The following is a 25,839-nucleotide window of genomic DNA, read 5'->3' on the forward strand; positions in this document are numbered from 1 at the left end:
TCACCCGCCTGGTAGTGCCTGCCGCGCAGCCCGGCGGTAGAGCGGACCACACCCGATCAGTTATCGGCACGATCTCGCCGCCTGGTGCTTTCCGCATGTTGCGCCAGCGCCCAGCCGACATGCTCGCGCAGCAGCGCCGACGGGTCATCCTGGCGCCCCGCCAGTGCAGCGAGAACTGCTCGCGACGGTGGCGCGTTGCCGAGGGCGACGGCGATATTCCGCAGCCAGCGGAGATGCCCGATCCGGCGAATCGCGCTGCCCGCCAGGCGGGCGTTGAATTCTTCCTCGTTCCAGGCGAAGAGCGCCGTCAGGGGCGGGGCGTCGAGGCCGTTGCGAACGGCGAAGTCGGGGTCGCCGATGTGGGCAAAGCGGTTCCACGGACAGCACAACTGGCAGTCATCGCAGCCGTAGATGCGCGTGCCGATCAGTGGTCGCAGGGCCGACCGGGATGGCACCCGTGCAGCTCGATCGTCAGATACGAAATGCATAGCCGGGCGTCCACTTCGTAGGGGGCGACGATGGCTGCGGTCGGGCAGGCGTCGAGGCAGCGACGGCAGTCGCCGCAATGGTCGGCGATCGGCGTACGTCGGCGAGGCAGCGGCAGGGTTGCTGTAGATCTCGCCGAGGAAATGCCAGGAACCCTCGCGGGTCAGCGACAGCGTGTGTTTGCCGCGCCAGGCGATGCCTGCCTGTCGGGCGAAGTCGGTTTCCATGACCGGCGCCGAATCGGAAAAAACGCGGCAGGCAAAGGGCTCTGCCAAGTCCAGTGTCGCCACCTCCTGGCGGAGACGATCGGCGAGTTTCTGCAGCCGCTGGCGGACGGTCTTGTGATAGTCGCGGCCGAGTGCGTAGCGCGAGATGTAGGCCAGTTCGGCATCGTCGAGCACCTGCTGTGCATCGACCGCCGCGGGCCAGTAAGCCAGCCGTACCGAAATGACCGACAGGGCGCCCGGCAGGAGCAACGGTGGCGCCGCGCGCAGCGCCGCATGTTTGGCCATATAATCCATTTCGCCGTGCCGGCCCAGCGCAAGCCAGCGCATCAGCCACGGCGCTGCGGCTGATACATCGGCCCTGGCGATGCCGATCGCGGCAAAGCCCAGTTCCTGTCCCCAGTTCTTGATTTTTTTCGCTACTGCGGCGTAAGCGCCTTGGCCATCGACCAGGCCGCTGGCGGCGCCTGTTTGGGAGTTCACTTCTTGCATAGCAGCGATGATAACCAGTCGGCAGTCCGTCTGCATCTCTCAGACGAGGCCGCGACCGCCGCGCTTGGCCACCAACTGGCGCCCCTGCTCGCTCCGGGGATGGTGGTCTGGCTCGACGGCGACCTTGGCGCCGGGAAGACTTCACTGGTGCGCGCCATGTTGCGCGCGCTCGGCCATGTCGGTCCGGTAAAAAGCCCCACCTACACATTGGTTGAAATTTATGTGATTTCGAGGATATACTGGTATCACTTTGATTTCTATCGGTTCAACTTTCCAGAAGAGTTCGTTGATGCAGGGCTTGGCGAATATTTCCGAGACGATGCCGTTTGCTTGGTTGAGTGGCCCGAAAAGGCTGCCGGGCAGGTACCTGCGGCTGACATCGTCCTTATGTTCCATATCTGCGGGAACGGTCGGATGCTGGACGTCGTTGCGAGTACCGAGGAGGGACAAAAATGTTTGAACGCGCTGAAGAGAGGTTGGCAGGACGCCGGAGACTGATCAAGTTTGCCGGTGCTTCGCTGTTTCTAACAGTCAGTCAGGTATCGCAAGCGTCTGCCAGGAGAAGTCCAGCTGTTCTTGCCGTTCGCGTCTGGCCGGCAGCAGAGTACACGCGCGTGACGATCGAACTCAGCGCACCTTTGAAATACACCCAATTCACGGTCAAAGATCCTGACCGCCTGGTCGTCGACCTGGAAGGCATCGAGCTGACCAGCGTGCTCGACAGCCTTTCCAGCAAGGTGCTTCCCGACGATCCGAATATCAAGCTGCTGCGCGCCGGGCGCTACAAGCCGGGCGTCGTTCGTCTGGTGATGGAGCTCAAGACCGAGGTCGCACCGCAGGTTTTTGAACTGGCACCGGTGGGTAGTTACGGGCATCGTCTGGTTCTCGACGTTTATCCGTCGACGCAGCCGGATCCACTGCTCTCGCTGCTCGACAGCAAGGACTGGAAAGTCGCACCCGGTGAGAGCCGGCCTGAGATCATCGCCGAAAGCCGGCCCGAACCAGGCGCCGATGCCAGGATCGACGCCAAGCCCGAGCAACTCGCCGAGCACCGGCCAGTGAGCAAACAGCGGGGCCGGTCGGTCATCGATCGCCTGGTGACGATCACCCTCGATCCGGGGCACGGAGGCGAGGATCCTGGTGCGATCGGGAGCGGTGGCAGCTACGAAAAGCACGTCACGCTGGCGGTGGCAAAGCGTTTGCGTGCGAAAATTGCGGCCGACCCGAACATGCGTGTAGTCCTGACTCGCGACTCGGACTTCTTCGTGCCCCTGCGCGCACGCGTAGATAAAGCGCGTCGAATCCAGTCCGACCTCTTCGTTTCGATCCATGCCGACGCCTTTGTCAGGCCGGACGCCAATGGGTCGTCAGTGTTCGTTCTTTCCGAGAGCGGGGCCACGAGTTCGGCAGCGCGTTATCTGGCCCAGAAAGAGAACGCCTCCGACCTGATTGGTGGCGTCAATATCGCCGTCAACGACCCGGTCCTGGCTCGTACGCTGCTCGATCTCTCGCAGACGGCAACGATCAGCGATAGCCTGAAGCTCGGCAAAGCGGTCCTCGGCGAGATTGGCGGTATCAACCGGCTGCACAAGGCGCATGTCGAACAGGCCGGTTTTGCCGTTCTCAAGGCGCCCGACATTCCGTCGATCCTGATCGAAACCGCCTTCATCTCCAATCCTGAGGAGGAGAAGCGCCTGAACGACGACGCCTATCAGGACAAACTGGCCTCGGCCATCTTTGCGGGGATAAAAAAGTACCTGGCCCTGAATCCGCCGCTGGCCAAGTCGACCCTGGCCAGGCTCGATTAGCTTTCTCGCTTGCGCTCGCGGCGAGTACGCCGACGAGCAAGCGACAGCTTTTTGGGCCGCAAATAGAGGTTCCAAATATCCGCTGGCGCTGCTAGAATGCCGACCCTGCACGTGCTTCAAGAATCACCGTGCCGCTGTAGCTCAGTCGGTAGAGCAGCGCATTCGTAATGCGAAGGTCGGCAGTTCGATTCCGCCCAGCGGCACCAGTAAAGCAGACACTTAGCCCGGCTCACAAGGTCGGGCTTTTTGTTGGGCTATCACCGGGCGAGGTCGGGGAAGTGAAGGTAGCTGTATACTTTACCTATTGTCATTCGAGTAGTATTTCATGTCCAAACCAAAAAGTATAGGTGTAGTATCCCTCGGCTGCCCGAAGGCGCTGGTCGACTCCGAACAGATTCTCACCAAGCTGCGTGCCGAGGGCTATCTGATCTCGCCTTCGTACGAGGGCGCCGATCTGGTGGTGGTCAATACCTGCGGTTTCATCGATGCTGCCGTCGAGGAGTCACTTGAGGCCATCGGCGAGGCTTTGCAGGAGAATGGCAAGGTGATCGTCACCGGCTGCCTGGGGGCTCGAGAAGCGGTGATCCGCAAGGCGCATCCGCAGGTGCTGGCGGTGACCGGTCCGCATGCCGCCGACGAGGTGCTGCAGCATGTGCATGCGCATTTGCCGCAGCCGCATGACCCGTTCACCAGTCTGGTTCCACCACAGGGGATCAAACTGACGCCGCAGCATTTTGCTTACCTCAAGATTTCCGAGGGTTGCAATCACAGTTGCACCTTCTGCATCATCCCTTCGATGCGCGGCCCGCTGGTCAGCCGACCGATCGGCGATGTACTGCAGGAAGCCAGAACACTGGCTGAGTCGGGCGTGCGCGAACTGCTGGTGATTTCCCAGGATACCAGTGCCTACGGTGTGGACCTGAAGTACCGGACCGGCTTTGTCGGTGGGCGTCCGCTGCGCACCCGGCTGCGCGAACTCTGCGAGGCGCTTGGCGAACTGGGAATCTGGGTGCGCCTGCATTACGTTTATCCCTATCCCAGCGTGGACGCGCTGGTGCCGCTGATGGCCGAGGGCCGGATTCTGCCCTATCTCGATGTCCCTTTCCAGCACGCCAGTCCGCGCATCCTGAAAGCCATGAAGCGTCCGGCGAGTGCCGAGGACAATCTTGAACGTCTGCGGGCGTGGCGGGCTGTCTGCCCCGAGATCACGGTGCGCAGCACCTTCATTACCGGATTCCCAGGCGAGACCGAAGCCGAGTTCGAGGAGTTGCTGACGTTCATCGCCGAGGCTCGTCTCGATCGTGTCGGTTGCTTTGCTTACTCGGCGGTTGACGGCGCCGCGGCCAATGCCTTGCCGGACCCGGTGCCGGAGGAGGTTCGCGAGGAACGCCGGCAGCGGCTGATGGCGTTGCAGGAAGATATCTCGGCGGAGTTGCTGGCGGCGAAGATCGGCCGCGAGATCGAGGTGCTGGTCGATGAGGTCGACGAGGAGGGAACGATCGCCCGTTCGTCAGCCGACGCACCGGAGATCGACGGGCTGGTCTTCGTCAATGGCCATTTCGACGCCGAACCGGGTGATTTTCTGCGCGTCCGGGTGGTCGATGCCGACGAACACGATCTCTACGCCGAGGTCGCTGGTCGCGCTGCCTGAGCGGCCTCTCTGGCTCAATGAAAATTCCGACTGGCGGTCGGCAGGCTGCCGAGCAGGGCAGAAAGATCGACCAGGCGCTTGGCCACCAGATGGACGACCGTGCCTTCGCGCTGGACCTGCCCGAGGACGCCGAGCAGGCGGGCGCCGAGCAATTCGCGGCGTTGCTGCTCGACCAGCCGGGCGTGCACGACGATATTGGCCAGCCCGGTTTCATCTTCGAGGGTGACGAAAACAATGCCGCTGGCGGTACCCGGCCGCTGGCGGCAGGTGACGATTCCGGCAGCGCGCATGAGCTGGCGGTCGGCTGCGTTCAGTAGCTGGCTGGCGGAAACGAAGCGCTGCGCAGTCAGGCGGGCGCGCAGCAGGCTCAGCGGATGGCGACCGAGGGTGAGGCCGGTGCTGGCGTAGTCGGCAATCAGGTTTTCGGCCTCGGATGGTTCGGCGAGTTGGGTCGCTTCAGCAGCGGTCTCCGGTGGCTCGACGCTGCTCAGCAGATCGAGTTGTACGGCAATCCCGGCGACCGCCCAGGCGGCTTGCCGGCGATGGCCGGCCAGGTTGGCCAGGGTGCCGGCCGCGGCGAGCAAATCGAGATCCCTGTGCGCCAGCCGCGCTCGCGTCGCGAGATCGGCAACGCTGGCAAAAGGGCGCTGCCGGCGGGCTTCGAGCAGGCGGAACACAGCGGCCTGTGAGAGGCCGCTGATGCTGGAGAGACCCAGGCGAACGGCCGGGCGGTCAGTTGACGTGCCTGGCGCAGGGTTTTCGAGCTGCGCTTCCCAGCCGCTGTGCGTGGCCATTGCCGGCCTTACCTCGACGCCGTGCCGGCGTGCGTCCTGTACGAGTTGCGACGGCGAGTAGAAGCCCATCGGCTGGCTGTTGAGCAGCGCGCAGAGAAAGGCGGCCGGATGGTGGCGCTTGATCCAGGCTGAAACGTAGACCAGCAGGGCAAACGAGGCGGCGTGTGATTCCGGGAAGCCATACTCGCCGAAACCTCGGATCTGCGCGCAGATGCGCTGGGCAAACGATTCGTCGTGGCCGCGCTGGCGCATGCCGGCGATCAGTTTCTGTTCGAAGGGTTCGAGTCCGCCCTTGCGCCGCCAGGCTGCCATCGCCCGGCGCAATTGATCGGCCTCGCCGGGGGTGAAGCCGGCCGCGACGACGGCCAGTTGCATCACCTGTTCCTGGAAAATCGGCACTCCGCAGGTGCGGCCGAGTACGGCGGCGATCTCCGGTCGCATCGCTTCGATCGCTTCCTTGCCGTGCCGGCGACGCAGGTAGGGATGGACCATGTCGCCCTGGATCGGACCCGGTCTGACGAGCGCTACCTCGATCACCAGATCGTAGAAGTGGCGGGGCCTGAGGCGTGGCAGCATGGCCATCTGCGCGCGAGATTCGATCTGGAAGACACCGACCGTGTCGGCGGCGCAGAGCATCTCGTAGACCAGCGGGTCTTCCGGTGGGATATCCTGCATGCGGTAGCCGATCAGGTCGAGCGCGCGATGGATCGCCGAGAGCATGCCGAGGGCCAGGACGTCGACCTTCAGCAGTCCGAGCGCGTCGAGATCGTCCTTGTCCCACTGGATCACTGTACGCTCTGCCATCGCGGCATTTTCAACCGGCACCAGGCGGGCCAGTGGGCCGCGCGAGATGACGAAGCCGCCGACATGTTGCGACAGATGGCGGGGAAAACAACGCAGGGCCTCGGCCAGCTGGAGCCATTTGGCGACGCGCGGTGCCGCCGGATCGAGACCGACGGCGCGCAGGCGATCGGGCAGTTGCTCGCGTTTGTCCCACCAGGCCAGCGAAGCGGTGAGGGCGTCGATCTGGCTGCTGCCAAAGCCGAGGACGCGGCCAACGTCGCGCAGGGCGCCGCGGGTACGGTAGGTCACCACCGCCGCGGCCAGCGCGGCGCGCTCGCGGCCGTACCGGGCATAGAGATACTGGATGACTTCCTCGCGTCGCACATGTTCGAAATCGACGTCGATATCGGGTGGCTCGCCGCGCTCGCGGGAGATGAAGCGCTCGAAAAGGAGGTTCGAGCGTGCCGGATCGACTTCGGTGATGCCGAGGCTGTAGCAGACTGCCGAGTTGGCCGCCGAGCCACGTCCCTGGCAAAGGATACTTCGGCTGCGGGCAAAATTGACGATGTCGTAGACTGTCAGGAAATAGGATTCGTAGGAGAGTTCGGCGATCAGGGCAAGTTCGTGTTCGACTCGTTCCCGCACACTCCCGGGTACGCTGCCGGCGTAACGCTGGCGCAGGCCCTTTTCCACCTCGGCGCGCAGGAAGGCAGACGGCGTCTGACCGTCGGGGACCCCTTCCTCCGGGTATTCGTAGTGCAGTTCATCGAGCGAGAAATTGCAGCGTGCGGCGATGCGCAGCGTTTCGGCCAGCAGGTCGGGTGGGTAGATCCTGGCCAGCCGCAGGCGGCTGCGCAGATGGCGCTCGCCGTTGGCAAAGAGTGCGTGGCCGGCGGCAAACAGCGTGCTGTTCAGGCGGATCGCGGTCAGCGTATCCTGCAAGGGGCGGCGCGCGCGAAAATGCATGTGGACGTCGCCGGTGGCGACCGCCGGCAGGCCGCTCGCGGCGGCCAGTGCAAGCAGCATGGCGAGTCGCGCCGCGTCATTGGCGCCCGCGTGCAGTTCGATCGCCAGCCAGGAACGGGCCGGAAAGTGCGTTGCCAGCCAGCGGCCCTCGTCCGCGCTGGCGCCGGGGTCTGGTATCCACAGTGCCAGGCAGTCCGGGACGGCGCCGCTGCCGCCGGCGATCTGGCCGGGTACCTCCAGGTCACCGCGGAGCAGACGGTATTCACCCTTGCGTGAGCGTCTGCGTGCCAGCGTGATCAGTGCCGAGAGGTTGCCGTAACCGGCGCGGTTCTGCGCCAGCAGGACCAGCCGGTAGCCTGACCCCTGCTGATTGACGAGGTGAAACTCGGCGCCGATGATCAGCTTCAGGCCGCATGCGCTGGCTGCCTTGTGCGCCCGCACGGCCCCCGCCAGCGAGGCCTCGTCGGTGATCGCCAGTGCGCTGTAGCCCAGAGCCTGGGCGCGCCCGACCAATTCCTCCGGATGCGAGGCACCGCGGAGGAAAGAGAAGTTGGAGCAGCAGTGCAGTTCAGCGTAGAGGGGGAGGGCGTCGGCCATGGCGTTATACTGTTTTTATTTGCAGTATAAACGGCATTTTCAGTCTCTTGTTCCCGCAGGCCCCGCGTTTGCACGAATTCCGGGAGGTCGCCAGATTGCGTCTGGTTTGCTGCGCATTTCTCCCCCACTTTGATATTCCTGAGTGGCGGTTGGTTCTGCCCTCTGGCGTTTCCCCAGCCTTGCCGCTTACCTGATGTTGCGCTGCGCGGCGGTACTTGGGCGCAGAGACTGCAAGCCCTTGTGGGTGAGGTGGCGCAGGAGCAGGCCGGGTGGCATACGCAGCCACTGGTAGCGGAGTACGCCAAAAAGCCCGGCAATCCGGCGCGATATTTCGGCTGGCCGATCGGGGATTCTGGGCAGTGTGCAGCGAGGAAGAACCCAGTCCATCAGCTGGATTGCAACGGCTGGCGGTGCAGTCAACGGCAGGTCAGCGGGTATTACCGTGCCAAGCCAGGCTCGGCAGTAGCGCAGGGCGTACCACAGGGGGCGTTCAAAGTCATGTTGTCGGGCACGCGCAGCAAGAGCCTGCCAGTCGCTTGCCGAGTGCAGGTGCGCACGGATCAGACCGTCGATATCGACCAGGTCGCGCAGGTTGGCAAACAGCTCGGAATCCTGGAAGAGATGAACTGCTGCGTGGAGGATCTGATCCAGCGGCTGCAGGACCAGGAATCGCTGCCCGCTGATCGCTTGCAGATCGGCAAACAGGCTTGCCGTGTCTGGCTTGAGTCGGCTCGTCACAGGCGTGATCGTGTGATGCAGATCGACCTCGACCGGATGTCCTGGAAAACGCATTGGCGGCAGTTCATGGCTCCACTCGCGGTAGTAGCGCTCGATATAGGCATCTCCGGCTTCGGCAACCCAGCCCGCTTTGTGCAGCGCAGACTCGGCCTGATCGAGTTGCCCGCGGCTGACCAGCAGGTCGACGTCGCTCGGCAGACGTCCGCGTGCGAGTTCAAGATCCTGAACGATATAGGCCGCGCCCTTGAGCACCGCCACGGGGAGTTCGACCGGCAGCGCGTAGGCGAGTGCTGCCAGTTCAATGCGCAGCATCTGCACGCGATGTTCGGAATAAGCTGTCGCCGATCGCAGATGGCCGAGCACACAATCCGGCACATCCTCGAGACATCCCGCCTGTGACTGAATGCGGTGAGCAAGCACCCCCAGCAGTCTGGCCTGTCGGGCGAGACGGATCGTCTTGTCCCAGTCGGCAAGGCTTACGCCGCGCACCGACAGCGGATTCCTGAGCAGCCCAAGCAGGCACTGCAGGCAGGGATCAGCGGATCCCAGGCCAATCAAGCGGCTTCCCTCGCGGCGGTCAATTCGGCAAGCATTGCCCGCAACGACTCGACCGCCTCGTCAAACCTGCTGTACTCGAGGGCGAAGGCAGGACAGGAGTCGATGACATCAGCCACGGCATTGAACGAGGTCTCACCGAGGATACCGTAGTTGAAACTGTTGAAGGCCAGGCGGGCGAAAGCGTCTTCGGCAGGCAGGCGGCGGGTGGTCAGCGGTGCCCCCTCTCGAAAGCTAGGGAAAACTACCAGCCGCGGATGGGCAGGGAGACGTCGTGCGTCAATACTATCGTCGGTGGGCGCCAGATGGGCCACATCGCCCTTGCGCGTACCTTTGTAAACCGGCCCGAGAATCGCTTCTTCAGCATAGTCGCGAATCACGTCAATCGAGCGGTTCTTGAGCGCCAGCGGTTTCAGCATCGGCCACAGCCGGCCTGTCCGCGGGCACAAGACGCCAAACTCGTCGGACAACAAGCGAAAGCCTCGCAGCATCATCGCCGCGGTCAGCGTGCTCTTGCCTGAACCCGGTGGTGCAGCCATGATGACGGCCTGGCCGCCAAGTGCCAGCGCGCCGGCGTGCAGCAACACGTGCTGGTTGAAACGCTGTGCAAAAGACCAGTTGACACCCCACTCAAAATGGGGAAGCGCTTGTTCCCTGGGGAATGGATCGAAAGGCTGCATGCCGTCGATCAGGAAACGGGATTGCGGCCGCAGGAAAGCGCGCAGTCCCTTGCCGGAGCACATCTGGGTGTGAAAATCCGCGAAGGGGACGGGTTCGGGCAGGACGAACGCCCCATAGACGCGCTGGAAGTCGCAGACAAACGCCCTGAGGTCGGAGCGGACACGGACAGTCGCAGCACCGTAATCAAGTTCCACCGAGGCCGTGGAAAAGCGTTCTGCCAGCAGGGATAGAGAAAGGTCGCGGATTCTGGTGAGCTTGGCGATCATCCGCCAAGCATGCCCATCTCCTGCAAAGAACGCAATACTTGTTGCATCTCGGGGGTCTCGGTGTCTAGCTCAAGCTCGTCACGCAGAAAATCGAGCGCGCGGCTTCTCAACAGCGTCCCCTCCTCGGCGCCCACTTCAGTCAGCGCCTCAAAGATAATCGCTGCTGCGGGGGTAAGGACGTGAGTTCGCCAGTTCGCGGGGTCAAAGACCGCCCCGCCGTTGCCAAGTTTGCGGTACTGGAGTTTGGTCAAACGATCTGCACGGGTAATGTGACGGCCACCGTCTGCGCTCAGGGAATAAGGTGACGAGACAGAAGATTGGTACCCTGTTCTGCACGTTCCCCGTTGGGATTGCACGAGTTCCAGCAAGACGCATAGGCCACTGGCAACTGCGTGTCCGGATCATACACCAAGTAATTTCCCGGTATAGGAGAGGAACCGTCACCAGGGCTGTATCGGCGTACCCACTTGTCAAGCGGTATTGGGCTATTTGCGTCAGGGGCGACTTGTGGGTTAATAATCTCGCCAATGTTTACGCCGTCCACGCCCCTGTAGATACATGCGTTCAAGCTGCTGTTAGCCAAGGCGGTACCGACAGGAAGAACAAAAATCGCCGGCGCAACGGCTGCCTTTTTGAGCAGCTTCCGTCGCTGCTCGTTTCGTTCGGATGAGGTCTCTGACATGATCTTTCCCTGGTATCGAAATTCACCTAACACGAATCATTATAGCCCTTGTAGCGCCAATACCTTTGAGCACTACGTCACGCTGCTGGCGCCGGAGAAGTGGAACCGCAGCTACCCTCCAGTATTGGCCTCGGGGTCGCTGGATCTGTCTCCTTCAAAAGAGAATAGCAAAGTTTATGCCACGCCAAGTATCAGGAGATAAAAACCCGGTAAATCATTAGCCTATCGCTGTCGGCGAAATTCTGGTCGCGGCCATCAGCCGACAAGTGTAAAAAAACTCGACACCTTCCGTTGCCTCTTCTGGTCCAAGGCGCTGAGTCCGGGTGGCGACCATTTCGCTACTGCTCCGGAGAAGGTCACTGTGGTCAGACTTTCAGGCGCTCCAGCAACTCGGTTTCGAGCTTGATGCGGCTCGCCGCCTCGCCGAGGTCACCGCCGCTGATCAGGAAGGTGTCCTCGACCCGCTCGCCAAGCGTCGATATCTTCGCCGTGTGGAGGTTGGCACCATGCGCGGCCAATGTCATGGCGATCGTGTACAGCAGACCGGGGCGGTCGGCGGCGCTGACTGAGAGGACGTAGTGCGAGCCTTTTTCGTCGGGCTCGATGGTGATCAGCGGTTGAATCGGGAAATGCCTGACCTGCCGCGAGATGCGTCCGCTGCCCGGGGCCTCCGGCGGACTCTGTCGACTGAGGCGTGCGGTCAGTTCGTGTTCTACGTAGCTGATCATCGTCCGGTCACTGCCGCGATCGCTGAGGTCTAGCAGCATGAAGCTGTCGAGCGCGTAGCCATGACGCGTGGTGTGGATCTTGGCGTCGACGATGGTGTATCCGGCACGGGCAAAGAAGCCGACCAGCCGCGCGAACAGATCGCGCTGGTCGCGGGTGTAGATCATGACTTCCAGACCTTCACCCTGCGGGTTGACGCGTGCCTTGACGACCGGCTTGTCGACGCCGGTCCGATAGTGCAGGGCACGCGTGTGCCAGGCGATCTCCTCCGCGGAATGACGCAGGAAATACACGGTATCCAGCTGTTTCCACAGGCGTTGGTGTACCGAGTCGGGAAGCGCGAAGTAGCGCAGCAGGCGCAGTGCCTGCTGTTGCCGTTCCTCGATCAAACCCTGCCTGACCGGTGCCTGACCGCCAGCGAGCAGGGTTCGGCAGGTGCTCCGGAAAAGCTGCTCGAGGAGCTGTCCTTTCCAGGTGTTCCAGACCTTTGGACTGGTGCCGCGAATGTCGGCGACGGTGAACAGATAGAGCGCCGACAGGTGACGTTCGTCGTGCACCATCCCGGCAAACGCGCAGACGACGTCCGGGTCGGAAATATCCTGCTTCTGGGCTACGGTCGACATCAGCAGATGGCGCCGGACCAGCCAGACGATCAGTTCGCTGTCTTCTGCATCGACGCCATGCTCGGCACAGAACTGTGCCGCATCGACGGCCCCCTTCTCCGAGTGGTCACCACCTCGCCCCTTGCCGATGTCGTGGAACAGCGCAGCGACGTAGAGCACCCAGCAGCGGGGAAAATCACTGATCAGTTCGCTGCACAGGGGATACTCGTGTGCGAATTCTTCAGCAAGGAAGCGGCGCAGGTTCCGCAGGACCTGCAGGGTATGCTGGTCTACGGTATAGACATGAAACAGGTCGTGCTGCATCTGGCCGACAATCCTGCCGAAGTTGGGCAGGTAGCGACCCAGCAGTCCGAACTGGTTCATGCGTCGAATTTCGTGCAGCACGCCGCGCGGTTGCTTGAGGATTTCGAGAAAGCGGCGGCGATTGTCCGGGTCGCGGCGGAAGACATCGTCAATCAGTGTGCGTGCGCGCCACACCGCGCGCAGCGTCCGTGCCGTCATTCCCTGCAACTCGGGATGTTGCTGCATCAAGAGGAAGGCCTCGAGAAGGGCACCTGGGTGCTTCCTGAAGATCTCTTCGTCAACCACGTCGAGCAGGTCGTGCGTGTTCTGGAAGCGTTCACTGATCGCCTCGGGCAGCAGATCCGGCGGCGGCGATATGGCAGCGCCGATGTTCAGTAGCAGTATCGTATTGATCTGTGTGACTTCCTTCGCTGTCCGGTAGTAAGCCTGCATCAGTCGTTCGCTGGCTCGGCGGGTCGCCGTTGGTTCAAACCCCAGTTGTTGCGCGAGCGCGGTCTGGTAGTCGAAGAGAAGGCGATCTTCCCGTCGGCCGACGTGCAGGTGCAGGCGGGTCCGCAGGCGTTGGAGGAAGCCCAGGTTGCGCTTCAGTTGCGCTTCCTCTTCCCCGGTGATGAAGCCGTGTTGCGCCAGATCTTCCCAGGAGTCTCCGTAGCCCGCCGCACGGGCAATCCAGAGGATCGTCTGCAGATCGCGCAATCCCCCCGGCGCTTCCTTGCAGTTGGGTTCGAGGCTGAAGGGTGAATCCTGGAAGCGACGGTGGCGCTCCTCCTGCTCTATCTGCTTGGCTTCGAAAAAGACCTGCGGATTCAGGTTTTCCTTGAGTTCCGCGCAGACCTCCTGGAAGGTTGCGCGGCTTCCGGCAAGCAGGCGTGCCTCGAGCAGGGCGGTCTGAATCGTGAGATCATCGGCAGCGGCGTGTGAACACTCTGCGACCGTACGCACACTGGGCGCAACCTCGAGCCCGATATCGTAGACGAGGGCGATTGCCCGCTCGAGCTGGGCGGTCAGGACGTCGTCGGGCGGCTCTGGCAGGAGGAGCAGGATATCGACGTCGGAAGCCGGATAGAGTTCGCCGCGCCCGTAACCTCCGACGGCGACCAGTGACAGCGACCGCGGTAGCTCCAGTCCGTGCCACAAATCGCATAGGACTTCGTCGACCAGGTGACAACGCTCACGCAGAAGCCGCGGCGCGTCACCTTCGTCGAGAAAGCGATCGCGGATGGTCGCCTGACCTGACTGCAAGCGTGACCTGCAGCGCACGACGAGCGTCTGGTGATCCAGGATGGCGGTGTCCATGCCGATCATCTGATCCAGTCTGGTTGCGGCGGGGTAGCTTGCGATACGGTGAGGACTTCGTAGCCGGTTTCAGTCACCAGAATCGTATGCTCCCATTGCGCGGACAGGCTGTGGTCCTTGGTGACGATCGTCCAGCCATCAGCCATGGTCCGGATGGCCATCCTGCCGGCATTGATCATTGGCTCGATGGTAAAGATCATCCCCGGTTCCAGCCGGACACCGGTGTGGGGCCGGCCATAGTGAAGGACCTGTGGTTCTTCGTGGAAACGGGCACCGATACCGTGACCGCAGAACTCCCGGACCACCGAATAGCCGGATTTTTCTGCATGTTTCTGTATCGCATTGCCGATGTCACCAAGTTGTGCGCCGGCCCTGACCTGGACAATACCAAGCCAGAGGCACTCGAACGTGACTTCGCAGAGTCGCCGCGCCTGCACAGAGGTGTCGCCGACCTGGAACATGCGGCTGCTGTCGCCATGGTAGCCGTCGCTGATCACCGTGACGTCCAGATTGACAATGTCGCCGTTCCGCAGTTGCCGGTCACCGGGAACACCATGACACACCTGGTGGTTTATCGAGGCACAAATGGACTTTGGATAGGGTCGGTAGCCTGGTGGGGCATAGTTCAGCGGTGCCGGGATGCACCCTTGAACGTTGACGATGTAGTCATGACAAAGTTGGTCAAGATGGCCGGTGGTGACTCCCGATTTCACATAAGGCGTGATGTAATCGAGCACCTCGGCTGTCAGCCGACCGGCGACGCGCATTTTTTCGATTTCCTGAGGGGTCTTGATAGTAATGCTCATGCGTTGATGTCGGCGGCAAGGGGATGGGGAGCGAAGGATAAAGGAAGCCACTATCTTGGGCAATTGGCTCGGTCGCCGGTTGACTCGCGCCCTGACAGGCGTGAATCAGACTGGCACCATAGTACCCGAATTGAAATTCTGTTGCTCTTGATGGTACTATCGCCGGGTTTTGCTGGCCTGCGTCAGCGAAACTTCAAAGCGCGTCAGTTTTGATGCGCTGGGTGTGCCGGAGAGGTACGTCCTATTACGCACATTCGCCTGTTCAAGGGTGCCTGCCGGGATAAGCAAGGCGGGCTGTAGGTGGGCGGATGGTGGTCCAACCCTGATATTGAGAGTAAAAATGTCCACAACAATGCGACAGATGCTTGAGGCCGGTGTTCATTTCGGCCACCAGACGCGATTCTGGAACCCCAAGATGGCACCGTACATCTTTGGCGCCCGCAACAAGATTCACATTGTCAACCTTGAACAGACACTCGCCAAGTATAACGAAGCGATGACCTTTGTTCGCAGACTGTCTGCCAACAAGGGCACCATCCTGTTTGTTGGAACCAAGCGGCAAGCGCGCGAGATCATGGCCGAAGAAGCGACACGCTGCGCTTCTCCGTATGTCGATCAGCGTTGGTTGGGCGGCATGTTGACGAACTTCAAGACGATCAAGCAGTCGCTCAAGCGTCTCAAGGAAATGGAGGCAATGTGTGACGATGGCTCCCTCGAGCGCCTCGGCAAGAAAGAGGCACTGATGCTCACGCGAGAACTCGACAAGATGCACAAGTCGATCGGTGGCATCAAGGAGATGGCCTCCCTGCCCGATGCGCTGTTCGTGATTGACGTTGGTTACCACAAGATTGCCATCACCGAGGCGAGCAAGCTGGGCATTCCGGTGGTCGCCGTGGTCGATACCAACCATTCGCCGGACGGTGTCGACTATGTGATTCCGGGCAACGACGACTCTTCGCGTGCCATCCGTCTCTATGCTCGCGGCGTCGCCGACGCGGTACTTGAGGGACGCAGCCAGTTTGTCGAAGAGATTCTGGAGGCTGTTTCTGGCGACGAGTTCATCGAGGAAGCGGGCGACGACTGATCGCCGACTGTTTGGCGGCTGGTCGCGCGCCGGGACTTGCCTGCGGCCAGTTCGTTGCCTGAATGTTGACTTTGTCTTGAGCGTGCTTAACCAGGCGCGGCGGCGACTAGCCCCCGGGTCTGCAAGTGGAGAATGAAATGGCGGAAATTACCGCAAGTATGGTTAAAGAGCTGCGCGAACGAACCGACGCGCCGATGATGGAGTGCAAGCGAGCGCTGACCGAGTCCGCTGGAGATCTGGGCAAGGCGGAAGAGATCCTGCGCGTCAAGCTGGGTTCCAAGGCCAGCAAGGCGGCCAGTCGCATTACCGCCGAGGGTGTCGTGGCGATTCACAGGGAGAGCGACGACAAGCGCGGTGCGATCGTCGAAATCAACTGCGAAACGGACTTCGTCGGCAAAAATGCGGAGTTTCTGAAGCTTGCCAGTGATTGTGCGGCGCTGGTTGCAACGCATGACCCAGCCGACGTCGCGGCCTTGTCGGCACTGCCGATGGGCGACGGCAGTGTGGAGTCGACTCGCACCGCTCTGGTCGGCAAGATTGGCGAGAACATGTCGATCCGTCGTTTTGTGCGCGTTGAAGCCCGGGGAAAGCTGGCCTCCTATGTGCACGGGGGGGCCAAGATCGGCGTTGTGGTGGATTACATTGGCGGTGATGATCAACTGGGCAAGGACCTGGCAATGCATATCGCGGCCGCCAAGCCGAGAGCGCTCGATTCGTCCGGCATTGCCGCGGATTTGATCGACAGCGAACGGCGGATCGCGATCGAGAAGGCCAGGGAAGCGGGCAAGCCCGACGCGATGATCGAAAAGATTGCCGAAGGCTCGGTGCAGAAGTTCCTCAACGAAGTGACGCTGCTCGGGCAGGTGTTTGTCAAGGCTGACGATGGCAAACAAACGATTGCTCAGTTGCTCAAGGCGAAGGGTGCTTCGGTAGCCGGTTTCACGCTGTTTGTGGTTGGCGAAGGCCTCGCCAAGCGATCGAATGACTTCGCTGCCGAAGTTGCTGCCCAGGCCGCGGCTGCCCAGAAGTAAGGGAAAGAGCCTGATCGACAAGACCTGATCAAAGGAGTCAGACGCCGATGTCCGACAGTTCACCAAGGTATAAACGTATCCTGCTCAAACTCTCTGGCGAGGCACTCATGGGCGCCGATGCGTACGGGATTAACCGGCAGACAATCACCGGCATCGTTTCGGAGATCAAGGCGGTCGTCGATATGGGTGTGCAGGTCGGGGTAGTCATTGGCGGGGGTAACATCTTTCGTGGGGTTGCTCCCGCTGCCAGGGGCATGGATCGCGCCCAGGCGGACTACATGGGCATGCTCGCAACCGTGATGAATGGCCTGGCGCTGCACGATGCCATGCGATCCGCCGGGATGGTTTCGCGGGTTCAGTCGGCGCTGAACATCGAACAGGTGGTCGAACCTTACATTCGCGCCAAGGCGATCCGTTACCTGGAGCAGGGGCGGACCGTGATCTTTTCGGGTGGTACGGGTAACCCGTTCTTTACCACCGACACCGCGGCAGCCTTGCGCGGCGCCGAGATCGGTGCTGAAATCGTGCTCAAGGCAACGAAGGTCGATGGAATCTACTCCGCTGACCCGAAGAAGGATCCGCATGCTAGCCGCTACGATCGCATCAGTTTTGACGACGCGATCGCGCAGAACCTGGCGGTGATGGATGCCACTGCTTTCGCGCTGTGTCGTGACCAGAAGCTGCCAATCAACGTCTTCTCGATTTTCAGGCCGGGTGCGCTGCAGCGGGTGGCGATGGGTGAGAGTGAAGGCACACTGGTCTATTGCTGACGGGAGATGGAGATGTCCATAGCAGATGTGAAGAAGACCGCTGAACACAAGATGCAGAGGTCCCTGGAGGCGCTCAAGGCTGACCTTGCCAAGGTGCGGACCGGGCGTGCGCATACCGGCTTGCTTGACCACGTGCAGGTCGAGTATTACGGCTCGCCGGTGCCGATCAATACCGTTGCCAACGTGACCCTGATTGATGCCCGTACGCTCGGCGTCCAGACCTGGGAAAAAGGCATGTCGGCAAAGGTCGAGAAGGCTATCCGTGACTCTGACCTGGGCCTTAATCCGGCTGCACAGGGGGACCTGATTCGGGTGCCGATGCCAGCGTTGACCGAAGAGCGGCGCCGTGACCTGATCAAGGTGGTGAAGGGCGAGGGCGAAGGGGCCAAGGTGGCGGTGAGAAACCTGCGACGGGACGCGATTGCAACGCTGAAAGAGATGCTCAAGGAGAAGGAGTGTTCGGAGGACGAGGAGCGCCGTGCTCAGGACGAAGTCCAGAAGTTGACGGACCGGTACGTTGCGGAGATTGACAAGCAACTCAGCCATAAGGAAACCGAGTTGATGGCCATCTAGAGACCACTGGAGGAGATTACCCGGATGATGTCCTTCACCAGTTCGACTCGGAGTGTGCCGACGACGTCAGCGGTCCCGCGACATGTCGCGATCATCATGGACGGCAATGGACGCTGGGCCAATAACCGCTCCTTGCCTCGTTTTGCGGGGCATCACCGGGGTGTCGAAACCGTGCGTGCGACGGTCAAGATGTGCCTTGAGTGCGGCATCGAATATCTGACTCTGTTCGCTTTCAGTTCCGAGAACTGGCGTCGGCCACAGGAGGAAGTCAAGCTGCTGATGCAACTCTTCTTGCGTGCTCTGAAGCACGAAGTGAAAAAGCTTGATCGGAACGGTGTATGCCTGCGTGTGGTCGGAGACCTGTCACGCTTTGAACCGGAACTGCAGGCACTGATCCGTGCTTCCGAGCAGCGAACGGTACACAACAGCAGACTGGTGCTGACGATTGCCGCAAATTACGGTGGACGCTGGGATATCCTGCAGGCGGTCAGGCGTATGCTGAACAGCAACCCGGAAAAATCTGATGGATGGGATGAAAGCGACCTTGCGCCTCATCTGGCCATGAGCTATGCACCGGAGCCCGATCTTTTCATTCGTACCGGTGGTGAGCAGCGGATCAGCAACTTTCTGCTCTGGCAGCTCGCGTATTCCGAGTTGTATTTTACCGAGGTACTGTGGCCCGAATTTGATGCACTTGCCTTTGAGGCCGCGCTCGCCTCGTACCGGCAGCGCGAACGTCGCTTCGGACGAACCAGCGAACAGCTGTCAGCCGGTTCGCTCCCGGCCGTGTCACTGACGGATACCCGAATAGATGCTTAGGACGCGGGTGATCACCGCGGTCTTCCTGTTTGCCGCTTTCTTCGTCGCTCTCTTCTACTTTCCGCCGCTCGGTTGGCTGTTGTTCGTCACCGCGGTCGCTGCGGTCGCTGCCTGGGAATGGGGAGGGCTGATGCGCCTGAGTGGGGGAGCACGGATTGCTCTGGGCCTCTTGCTGGGCATTGCCTGCGCTGTGGTGGCTGTGGTCGAACCGGCGGCGGTCGGCCTTGGAACTGAATTTTCAGAGGTGGCCTGGCGCCTGGGTGCGTATTTTTATCTGCCCGCCGCTGCCTTCTGGCTGCTGCTGGTACCGATATGGCTGCGACGGCGCTGGCCTCTTTCCAACCCATTGCTCGCTCTGGCAACCGGCGCTCTGCTGCTGCTGCCGGTGTGGCTGGCACTTGTCCAACTGCGGCAAGCGGGTCCGCTGACTTTGCTGGCGATCATGAGCGTCGTCTGGCTGGCGGACATCGGAGCGTATTTTGCCGGGCGAAGCTTTGGCAAACACAAGCTGGCGCCTGCCATCAGCCCGGGCAAGACCTGGGAAGGTGCGATTGGTGGTGCTGTAGCGGTTCTGGCGTATGGCCTGCTGCTGTCATCGAAGCTGCCGTCCACGCTGGCGGGAAATCTCCCTCTGTTGCTGATGGGTTTGGTGCTGCTGACAGCGATCAGCATCCTTGGCGACCTGTTTGAGTCGCTGTTGAAGCGCCAGGCGGGCCTGAAAGACAGCAGCAACGTGCTGCCGGGTCACGGGGGCGTGCTTGACCGGATCGATAGTCTCACGTCGACGCTACCGCTGGTCGCCCTCGTCTGGCTGGTGACGCGGCCTTGATGCTTTCCAGCGTCTGTACGCAGCAACTCACGATCCTCGGGTCGACCGGTTCCATCGGGGTCAACACGCTCGATGTCGTGCGCCGTCACCCGCGACGTTATCGGGTGGTGGCGCTTTGCGCGCACCGCCAGGTGGATCGCCTGTTCGAACAATGCCTCGAGTTTCAGCCGCGTCATGCCGTCGTCGGCGATCCTTTGCTGGCGGCCGAGTTGGCTGCGCGTCTGGCCGTCGCTGGTTGTCCGACTGAAGTCTCGCACGGGCCCGAAGCGCTGTTGCGCATGGCCGAGCTGCCGGAAGTGGATGCGGTGATGGCCGCTATCGTGGGCGCAGCCGGTTTGGCGCCCACTCTCGCGGCGGCCAGAGCCGGCAAGAAAATCCTGCTTGCCAACAAGGAAGCGCTGGTCATGGCTGGCCCTGTTTTCATGCGCGCGGTGCGCGAGAGCGGCGCCACCCTGTTGCCGATTGATAGCGAACATAATGCCATTTTCCAGTCACTGCCAAGCAATTACTCGGGTAATCTGGCTGAAAGCGGCGTGCTTGGCCTGTATCTGACAGCGTCAGGCGGACCCTTCCTTGGAATGGCTGTGACAGAACTGGAGTCCGTCAGCCCTGAGCAGGCCTGCGCCCATCCGAACTGGGTCATGGGCCGAAAAATATCGGTTGATTGCGCGACCATGATGAACAAGGGCCTGGAGGTGATCGAGGCACACTGGCTGTTCAATGTTCCTGCTGACAGGATTCAGGTGGTCATTCATCCGCAAAGCGTCATTCATTCGCTCGTTCAGTATACCGATGGCTCGGTGATCGCCGAACTTGGCAATCCGGACATGCGGACGCCGATCGCCCATGCTCTCGCGTATCCGCAGCGCATTGCGGCCGGCGTCGAGCCACTTGATTTGTACCAGGTGGCCTCGCTGCACTTCGCGCGGCCCGACCTTGAGCGTTTTCCGTGTCTGGCCCTGGCTTATCGCGCCCTCGGCGAAGGGGGCAGTGCGCCGACGACGCTGAATGCCGCCAACGAGGTCGCGGTGGAGGCCTTTCTTGAGGGGCGCATTGGTTTCACTGCCATTCCAGAAGTCATCGCCGAAGTCATGGATCAGTTGCCGCTAGCCAGTCCGCTCGATTCACTTGCAGATGTTCTGGCTGCGGACCGAAGGGCGAGGGAAACAGCCCAACGTTGTATAGCGGCGAGGCTTCCCGGATGAGCGGCTTTCTCTACTACCTGGCGGCTTTCGCCGTGGCCCTGGGGATCCTCGTCGTGGTCCATGAGTTTGGACACTATCTCGCGGCGCGTTGGGTCGGGGTCAAGGTCTTGCGCTTCTCGGTCGGCTTTGGCCGGTCTCTCTGGGTGCGGCGCCTGGGCCAGGATGGTACCGAATGGGCGATTGCTGCCTTTCCTCTGGGTGGCTACGTGAAAATGCTCGACGAGCGTGAGGGCGACGTACCGGCCGAGGAATTGCACCGTAGCTTCAACCGGCAGCCGGTGCAATGGCGGATGCTGATCGTTGCGGCGGGGCCGGCAGCCAACTTTCTGCTGGCCATCGTACTCTACTGGGGCCTCTTCTGGTATGGCACCGAAGAGTTCAAGCCAGTTCTCGGTGTGCCGGCCATCGCCAGTCCTGCCGCCGTGGCGGGGCTGGAAGACGGTGATCTGGTCCGCCAGGTCGGTGGCGAAAAAGTCCAGACCTGGCAGGAAATGCGCTGGGTCTTGTTGCAGCAGGCCGTTGACCACGATCAGATTGACCTCGAGGTGATCAACCCGCGCAACGAGATTTCCATCCGCCGTGTCGATGTCTCGGTCGTCCGACGGTCGGGCTGGGAGGGTGACGCGCTTGAACGCCTCGGCCTCAGCATGTTCCGCCCCCGTCTGCCGGCAGTCATCGGCAAGGTCAACCCGAACAGTGCCGCCGACGCGGCGGGGCTCCGTCCGGGGGACCAAATCGTGACCATTGATGACCAGGAGATCAGCAGTTGGGCTGACGTGGTGAGCGCTGTTCGCGGGTCGCCAGGTAAGCCGCTGCTTCTGGAGGTCTTGCGGCAAGGTGAGCGAACTCGTATCCCGGTCACGCCGGCTGTCGTCGACGAGGACGGGCGGGAAATCGGCCGCATTGGTGCCGGGGTCAGCAATACCGGTGAGGTGCGGGCGCAGCTGATGACCACCGTCAGCTACGGCCCACTGTCGGCGCTGAGCAAGGCGGTTGCCGAGACCTGGGACAAGTCGGCGTTTACCCTGCTGATGATCGGCAAGATGATTACCGGCGAGGTTTCGTGGAGAAACATCAGCGGACCAGTAACCATTGCTGATTACGCTGGCCAGTCGGCGAGACTGGGAGCCGACTACTACCTCAAGTTCCTGGCGCTGGTGAGCATCAGCCTGGGCGTTCTGAACCTGTTGCCGATCCCGATTCTGGATGGCGGCCATTTGTTGTATTATCTCGTCGAAATCATCAAGCGTGGGCCAGTCTCCGAGCGAGCCATGGAAATTGGTCAGCAAATCGGCCTGACTCTCCTGCTCATGCTTATGGCGTTTGCCTTCTACAACGACATCAATCGATTGTTCTCCGGCTGAGCTTATGAAGAAAAACCTGCTTGCAGGTCTGATGGCGACCTTTTTTGCTTCCGGCGTGGCGGCCATGGAACCGTTCACGGTCAAGGACATTCGCCTTGAGGGGATTCAACGTGTTGAGGCCGGGACGGTGTTCAGCTATCTGCCGGTCAAGGTAGGTGACACGATGACCGACGACAAGGCGGCGCAAGCGATCAAGGCCCTGTTTGCGACCGGTTTCTTCAAGGACGTAAGGATCGAGATCGATCGTGGGGTGGTTATCGTCGTCCTGGCTGAACGCCCCGCCATTGCGCAGATCGATTTCGTCGGCCTGAAGGAATTTGACCAGGATCAGCTGATCAAGGGTCTGAAGGAAGTGGGCGTCGCGGTCTCGCGCACCTTTGACCGCGCTACGCTCGAAAAGGCCGAACAGGAGTTGAAGCGTCAGTATCTGTCGCGTGGCAGGTACGCAGCGACCATCACGACGACGATCACGCCGCTGGATCGTAACCGCGTCGCGATCAACTTCAGTGTCGACGAAGGTGAGACGGCAAAGATCAAGCAGATCAACATCGTTGGTGTTCAGGCCTTCAGGGAGAAAGATCTGCTGGCCGTGTTGCAGCAGAAGACGCCCACCTGGATCAGCTGGTATACCAAGAGCGACCAGTATTCGAAGCAGAAACTCTCGGCGGACCTCGAGACGCTGCGATCCTATTACCTTGATCGTGGCTACCTGGAGTTCAGCATCGAGTCGACGCAGGTATCGATTACGCCCGACAAGAAGGAAATCTACATCACGATCAGCATCAACGAAGGCGAGCGTTATCTCGTATCGTCGGTGAAGCTGGCTGGCGATCTCACGCTGCCAGAGGAGGAGTTCAGGAAGGCGGTCAAGATCAAACCGGGGGAAGTTTTCTCGCGCGAGAAACTCAACGAAAGTACCAAGGCCATCGCCGACAAGCTGGGTGCTCAGGGCTATGCGTTCGCCAACGTGAATGCGGCGCCGGAACTCGACAAGGAGAAGCGTCAGGTCGCGTTCACCATCTTCGTCGATCCGGGCAAGCGGACCTATGTCCGCCGGGTCAACATCACCGGCAACTCGAAGACGCGCGACGAGGTGATTCGTCAGGAAATGCGTCAGATGGAAGGCGCCTGGTACGACGCCGACCGGGTCGCTGCGTCACGTGAGCGGATCGACCGAACCAACTATTTTGCCGAAGTCAATGTGGAGACGCCGCCGGTGCCGGGGACCATCGATCAGGTCGATGTCAACGTCAATGTGGCCGAGAAGTCGACCGGCAACATCTCGATCGGTGCGGGCTACTCGAGTGCCGAGAAAGTGATCCTCTCCGGCTCGATTTCGCAATCCAACATCTTCGGCAGCGGCAAGTTCCTCTCCCTGCAGGTCAACACCGGCAAGTTGAACCGTACGCTCGGCATCAACTACACCAATCCGTATTTCACGGTGGATGGTATCAGCCAGGGTTTCGACCTTTACCACCGCAAGCTCAACCCGACCTCGCTCGGCTATGCCTTCGAGTCAACGTCAACCGGTGGCGGCATCCGTTTCGGTTTTCCAATTGACGAGAAGGAGTCGCTCAATTTCGGTCTGGCGATCGATCAGACGACGATCGACATCACGCCGATCACCCTGGCGACACCGCCCCAGTACATCCGGTTTCAGGCGGAGCACGGCGACTCGAACATCACGCTGCCGGCGACCGTGTCGTGGACGCGGGACACCAGAAACAGTGCGATTTACACGACCAGCGGCGGCGTCCAGAAGGCGGCTGTGGAGGTGGCCGTTCCCGGTGCCGACCTGACCTTTTATCGGCTGACCTACCAGAACCAACACTATTTCGCGCTGACCAAGGACCTGGTCCTGATGGTCAATGCCGAACTGGGCTACGCAGACGGTTTGCAGGGGCAGACCCTCCCGTTCTACAAAAACTTCTACGCCGGCGGGGTCGGCTCGGTTCGCGGCTATGACACTGCCAGCCTGGGTCCGGTGGATCCGTTTTATCCAGATACGCGACTCGGCGGGACACGGAAGGCCGTGTTCAACGCCGAACTGCTCATGCCGTTCCCGGGTTTCGACAAGGCGCTACGTCTTGGCCCCTTTTTCGATGCTGGCAACGTGTTTGACGAGAATGTTTACACCTTCTCGAAGGAAGGATTGCGCTATTCGGTCGGCTTGACGGCCGCCTGGATCTCGCCGCTGGGGCCATTGAAATTCAGTTATGGTCAGCCGCTCAATGAGCAAAGTAATGATAAACTGCAAAAGTTTCAGTTCCAGATGGGGACGACCTTTTAATCCAGGAGAATTAGCTTGAAGAGAACGATTGCCACGCTGCTTGTGGCGCTGATGGCCTCGTTGCCGCTGTCTTGTGCTTTGGCGGTAGAACAGCTGAAGATCGGTTACGTCAATACCCAGCGGCTTTTCCGGGATGCCCCCGCAGCGGTGAGGGCTGCGAAGAAGATCGAGCAGGAATTCGCCAAGCGTGATCAGGACCTGCAACGTTTGGCCAAGCAGGTTCAGGGCTTGCAGGAGTCGCTCGAGAAGGGCGGTCTGACCATGGCTGAACCGGAGCGCCGCGCCAAGGAGAAGGATCTCGCCGAATTGTCGAGAGAATTCCAGCGTAAGCAACGCGAATTCCGCGAGGACTTGAACCTCCGCCAGAATGAAGAGAATGCAGCGATCATCGAGAAGGCGAACAAGGCGATCAAGCAGCTCGCTGACAGCGAGAAGTACGATCTGATCGTTCAGGATGTCGTCTGGGTCAGCCCGCGGCTTGACATGACCGACAAGGTCATCAAGGCACTATCGGATTCCAAGGACGCGAAGTAACCGACGCCGGTTGACGCAGCTGATGTGTCAGGAGGTCTGCGGCTACACGAGGTCGTCGCCCGTCTCGGGGGAGTACTTCAGGGTGACGGCGCCGAGCGCGACGATCGGGTTCAGATCGGCCACAACGTGAGCATTGGCGAGCAAGCTGCAGTGGCTGGGTGTGTTGGCGTTGCCGGCAGTACCCGGATGGACCGCCGCTGCGTCGCCGGCGCTACGGGCATCATCATCGGCGACCTGGAACTCGGCGACGATGTGCATATCTCCGCCGGCACCGTGGTCACCCGGAGCCTGCCCAGAATCGGCCAGTAAGCCAGCATCCTCCTGCTTGAGGCGCACAGTGAGTGGCTGCAAAATGCACCGCAGATCAAGCGTCTTGCCGATCTTGAGAAGAGACTCGAACTAATGGAGAAAACCTCTTGAATGCTATGGATATACACGAGATCATCGAGCATCTCCCCCATCGCTATCCCTTCCTGCTGGTGGATCGGGTGGTCGATTGCGAGCCAGGCAAGTCCATCCATGCCTACAAGAACGTGACGATTAACGAACCCTTTTTTGTTGGACACTTTCCGCATCACCCGGTGATGCCGGGAGTCCTGATCATGGAGGCGCTGGCGCAGGCTTGCGGTATCCTCTCGTTCAGGAGCCTCGGGGAAAAGCCCGACCTGACTTCGCTTTTCTACTTCGTCGGAATCGACAAGGCGCGCTTCAAGAAGACGGTGACCGCGGGCGACCAGTTGCACCTGCATGTCCGGATCCAGCGCCAGTTCCGCAATATCTGGAAGTTCGAAGCGGTGGCTTCTGTTGATGGGGAGACCGTAGCCGAGGCCGAGCTGATGTGCGCCAAGAGCAACCTCGCCTGA

Annotated in this window: 21 protein-coding genes, 1 tRNA gene and 1 pseudogene; 15 read left to right on the top strand and 8 right to left on the bottom strand. The window is 61.1% G+C overall.

Going from position 1 to position 25,839, the window contains the following annotated elements; all coding sequences use genetic code 11:
• Window positions 1-56: 56 nt before the first annotated feature.
• Window positions 57-1,202 (bottom strand): annotated as a pseudogene (gene queG / locus V5B44_RS08285) (tRNA epoxyqueuosine(34) reductase QueG).
• On the opposite strand from queG, the gene tsaE reads away from it, so the two are divergent.
• The 4 genes from tsaE (at window position 1,197) to rimO (ending at window position 4,661) form a co-directional block, all read left to right on the top strand.
• Complete coding sequence (gene tsaE, locus V5B44_RS08290) at window positions 1,197-1,700, top strand: tRNA (adenosine(37)-N6)-threonylcarbamoyltransferase complex ATPase subunit type 1 TsaE (RefSeq protein WP_332358615.1); 504 nt, start codon at window positions 1,197-1,199, stop codon at window positions 1,698-1,700. The pseudogene queG and the gene tsaE sit on opposite strands and share 6 nt — an antisense overlap.
• Window positions 1,655-3,010: an N-acetylmuramoyl-L-alanine amidase gene (locus tag V5B44_RS08295; protein ID WP_291996321.1), complete on the top strand. Its 1,356-nt coding sequence runs from the start codon at window positions 1,655-1,657 to the stop codon at window positions 3,008-3,010. The genes tsaE and V5B44_RS08295 overlap by 46 nt, the downstream gene beginning before the upstream one ends.
• 130 nt (window positions 3,011-3,140) lie before the next feature.
• Window positions 3,141-3,216: transfer RNA gene (locus V5B44_RS08300), tRNA-Thr, on the top strand.
• Window positions 3,217-3,335: 119 nt separating this feature from the next.
• A complete protein-coding gene (gene rimO / locus V5B44_RS08305; RefSeq protein WP_332358616.1) occupies window positions 3,336-4,661 on the top strand; it encodes a 30S ribosomal protein S12 methylthiotransferase RimO in 1,326 nt (441 codons plus the stop codon).
• 14 nt (window positions 4,662-4,675) lie between these two features.
• On the opposite strand, the gene V5B44_RS08310 is transcribed toward rimO, so the two are convergent.
• From V5B44_RS08310 to map, 6 genes are all read right to left on the bottom strand, one after another.
• Window positions 4,676-7,801 carry an error-prone DNA polymerase gene (locus tag V5B44_RS08310; RefSeq protein WP_332358617.1) on the bottom strand — a complete coding sequence of 1,042 codons (3,126 nt, stop codon included), beginning with the start codon at window positions 7,799-7,801 and terminating at the stop codon, window positions 4,676-4,678.
• A gap of 186 nt (window positions 7,802-7,987) precedes the next feature.
• The gene (locus tag V5B44_RS08315; RefSeq protein ID WP_332358618.1) at window positions 7,988-9,097 is read right to left on the bottom strand and encodes a nucleotidyltransferase domain-containing protein; all 1,110 of its coding nucleotides are present in this window, start codon (window positions 9,095-9,097) and stop codon (window positions 7,988-7,990) included.
• Window positions 9,094-10,041, bottom strand: coding sequence for an HprK-related kinase A (locus tag V5B44_RS08320; RefSeq protein WP_332358619.1), 948 nt, complete (start codon window positions 10,039-10,041; stop codon window positions 9,094-9,096). Before V5B44_RS08320 ends, V5B44_RS08315 begins: the two co-directional genes overlap by 4 nt.
• Entirely contained in the window at window positions 10,038-10,292 is a 255-nt protein-coding gene (locus tag V5B44_RS08325) for a hypothetical protein (RefSeq protein WP_332358620.1), read from the bottom strand. Before V5B44_RS08325 ends, V5B44_RS08320 begins: the two co-directional genes overlap by 4 nt.
• Window positions 10,293-11,088: 796 nt before the next feature.
• Window positions 11,089-13,671, bottom strand: coding sequence for a [protein-PII] uridylyltransferase (locus V5B44_RS08330; RefSeq protein ID WP_332358621.1), 2,583 nt, complete (start codon window positions 13,669-13,671; stop codon window positions 11,089-11,091).
• 5 nt (window positions 13,672-13,676) lie between these two features.
• Window positions 13,677-14,477, bottom strand: a complete 801-nt coding sequence (gene map, locus V5B44_RS08335) for a type I methionyl aminopeptidase (RefSeq protein WP_332359094.1) — start codon at window positions 14,475-14,477, stop codon at window positions 13,677-13,679.
• 340 nt (window positions 14,478-14,817) lie between these two features.
• Here map and rpsB point away from each other — a divergent pair, with 340 nt between their 5' ends.
• From rpsB to V5B44_RS08385, 10 genes are all read left to right on the top strand, one after another.
• Window positions 14,818-15,561 (top strand): 30S ribosomal protein S2, encoded by a 744-nt coding sequence (gene rpsB / locus V5B44_RS08340; protein WP_332358622.1) that lies wholly within the window; start codon window positions 14,818-14,820, stop codon window positions 15,559-15,561.
• 137 nt (window positions 15,562-15,698) lie between these two features.
• Complete coding sequence (tsf, locus tag V5B44_RS08345) at window positions 15,699-16,592, top strand: translation elongation factor Ts (protein ID WP_332358623.1); 894 nt, start codon at window positions 15,699-15,701, stop codon at window positions 16,590-16,592.
• A 47-nt stretch (window positions 16,593-16,639) separates the two neighbouring features.
• Window positions 16,640-17,362, top strand: a complete 723-nt coding sequence (gene pyrH, locus V5B44_RS08350; protein ID WP_332358624.1) for a UMP kinase — start codon at window positions 16,640-16,642, stop codon at window positions 17,360-17,362.
• A gap of 12 nt (window positions 17,363-17,374) precedes the next feature.
• Window positions 17,375-17,935, top strand: coding sequence for a ribosome recycling factor (gene frr / locus V5B44_RS08355; RefSeq protein WP_332358625.1), 561 nt, complete (start codon window positions 17,375-17,377; stop codon window positions 17,933-17,935).
• A 24-nt stretch (window positions 17,936-17,959) separates the two neighbouring features.
• Entirely contained in the window at window positions 17,960-18,754 is a 795-nt protein-coding gene (gene uppS, locus V5B44_RS08360) for a polyprenyl diphosphate synthase (protein WP_332358626.1), read from the top strand.
• Window positions 18,747-19,583 (top strand): phosphatidate cytidylyltransferase, encoded by an 837-nt coding sequence (locus tag V5B44_RS08365; protein ID WP_332358627.1) that lies wholly within the window; start codon window positions 18,747-18,749, stop codon window positions 19,581-19,583. The genes uppS and V5B44_RS08365 overlap by 8 nt, the downstream gene beginning before the upstream one ends.
• The gene (gene ispC / locus V5B44_RS08370; RefSeq protein ID WP_332358628.1) at window positions 19,583-20,788 is read left to right on the top strand and encodes a 1-deoxy-D-xylulose-5-phosphate reductoisomerase; all 1,206 of its coding nucleotides are present in this window, start codon (window positions 19,583-19,585) and stop codon (window positions 20,786-20,788) included. The genes V5B44_RS08365 and ispC overlap by 1 nt, the downstream gene beginning before the upstream one ends.
• Window positions 20,785-22,152 (top strand): RIP metalloprotease RseP, encoded by a 1,368-nt coding sequence (gene rseP, locus V5B44_RS08375; RefSeq protein ID WP_332358629.1) that lies wholly within the window; start codon window positions 20,785-20,787, stop codon window positions 22,150-22,152. The genes ispC and rseP overlap by 4 nt, the downstream gene beginning before the upstream one ends.
• A gap of 4 nt (window positions 22,153-22,156) precedes the next feature.
• Window positions 22,157-24,442: an outer membrane protein assembly factor BamA gene (bamA, locus tag V5B44_RS08380; RefSeq protein WP_332358630.1), complete on the top strand. Its 2,286-nt coding sequence runs from the start codon at window positions 22,157-22,159 to the stop codon at window positions 24,440-24,442.
• Between the two features lie 15 nt (window positions 24,443-24,457).
• Window positions 24,458-24,976, top strand: a complete 519-nt coding sequence (locus V5B44_RS08385; protein ID WP_434735427.1) for an OmpH family outer membrane protein — start codon at window positions 24,458-24,460, stop codon at window positions 24,974-24,976.
• Between the two features lie 42 nt (window positions 24,977-25,018).
• On the opposite strand, the gene V5B44_RS08390 is transcribed toward V5B44_RS08385, so the two are convergent.
• Entirely contained in the window at window positions 25,019-25,234 is a 216-nt protein-coding gene (locus V5B44_RS08390; RefSeq protein ID WP_332358631.1) for a hypothetical protein, read from the bottom strand.
• A gap of 167 nt (window positions 25,235-25,401) precedes the next feature.
• On the opposite strand from V5B44_RS08390, the gene fabZ reads away from it, so the two are divergent.
• Window positions 25,402-25,839: a 3-hydroxyacyl-ACP dehydratase FabZ gene (gene fabZ / locus V5B44_RS08395; RefSeq protein WP_332359096.1), complete on the top strand. Its 438-nt coding sequence runs from the start codon at window positions 25,402-25,404 to the stop codon at window positions 25,837-25,839.

The sequence above is a fragment of the Candidatus Accumulibacter necessarius genome (assembly GCF_036625085.1).

What these genes read in the sequence shown, in the direction of transcription:
- V5B44_RS08295 (WP_291996321.1), top strand. Translation starts at nt 1,655, where the DNA reads ATGTTTGAACGCGCTGAAGAGAGGTTGGCAGGACGCCGGAGACTGATC.
- rimO (WP_332358616.1), top strand. Translation starts at nt 3,336, where the DNA reads ATGTCCAAACCAAAAAGTATAGGTGTAGTATCCCTCGGCTGCCCGAAG.
- V5B44_RS08310 (WP_332358617.1), bottom strand. Translation starts at nt 7,801, where the DNA reads ATGGCCGACGCCCTCCCCCTCTACGCTGAACTGCACTGCTGCTCCAAC.
- V5B44_RS08320 (WP_332358619.1), bottom strand. Translation starts at nt 10,041, where the DNA reads ATGATCGCCAAGCTCACCAGAATCCGCGACCTTTCTCTATCCCTGCTG.
- V5B44_RS08330 (WP_332358621.1), bottom strand. Translation starts at nt 13,671, where the DNA reads ATGGACACCGCCATCCTGGATCACCAGACGCTCGTCGTGCGCTGCAGG.
- map (WP_332359094.1), bottom strand. Translation starts at nt 14,477, where the DNA reads ATGAGCATTACTATCAAGACCCCTCAGGAAATCGAAAAAATGCGCGTC.
- rpsB (WP_332358622.1), top strand. Translation starts at nt 14,818, where the DNA reads ATGTCCACAACAATGCGACAGATGCTTGAGGCCGGTGTTCATTTCGGC.
- tsf (WP_332358623.1), top strand. Translation starts at nt 15,699, where the DNA reads ATGGCGGAAATTACCGCAAGTATGGTTAAAGAGCTGCGCGAACGAACC.
- pyrH (WP_332358624.1), top strand. Translation starts at nt 16,640, where the DNA reads ATGTCCGACAGTTCACCAAGGTATAAACGTATCCTGCTCAAACTCTCT.
- frr (WP_332358625.1), top strand. Translation starts at nt 17,375, where the DNA reads ATGTCCATAGCAGATGTGAAGAAGACCGCTGAACACAAGATGCAGAGG.
- uppS (WP_332358626.1), top strand. Translation starts at nt 17,960, where the DNA reads ATGATGTCCTTCACCAGTTCGACTCGGAGTGTGCCGACGACGTCAGCG.
- V5B44_RS08365 (WP_332358627.1), top strand. Translation starts at nt 18,747, where the DNA reads ATGCTTAGGACGCGGGTGATCACCGCGGTCTTCCTGTTTGCCGCTTTC.
- ispC (WP_332358628.1), top strand. Translation starts at nt 19,583, where the DNA reads ATGCTTTCCAGCGTCTGTACGCAGCAACTCACGATCCTCGGGTCGACC.
- rseP (WP_332358629.1), top strand. Translation starts at nt 20,785, where the DNA reads ATGAGCGGCTTTCTCTACTACCTGGCGGCTTTCGCCGTGGCCCTGGGG.
- bamA (WP_332358630.1), top strand. Translation starts at nt 22,157, where the DNA reads ATGAAGAAAAACCTGCTTGCAGGTCTGATGGCGACCTTTTTTGCTTCC.
- V5B44_RS08390 (WP_332358631.1), bottom strand. Translation starts at nt 25,234, where the DNA reads ATGCACATCGTCGCCGAGTTCCAGGTCGCCGATGATGATGCCCGTAGC.
- fabZ (WP_332359096.1), top strand. Translation starts at nt 25,402, where the DNA reads ATGGATATACACGAGATCATCGAGCATCTCCCCCATCGCTATCCCTTC.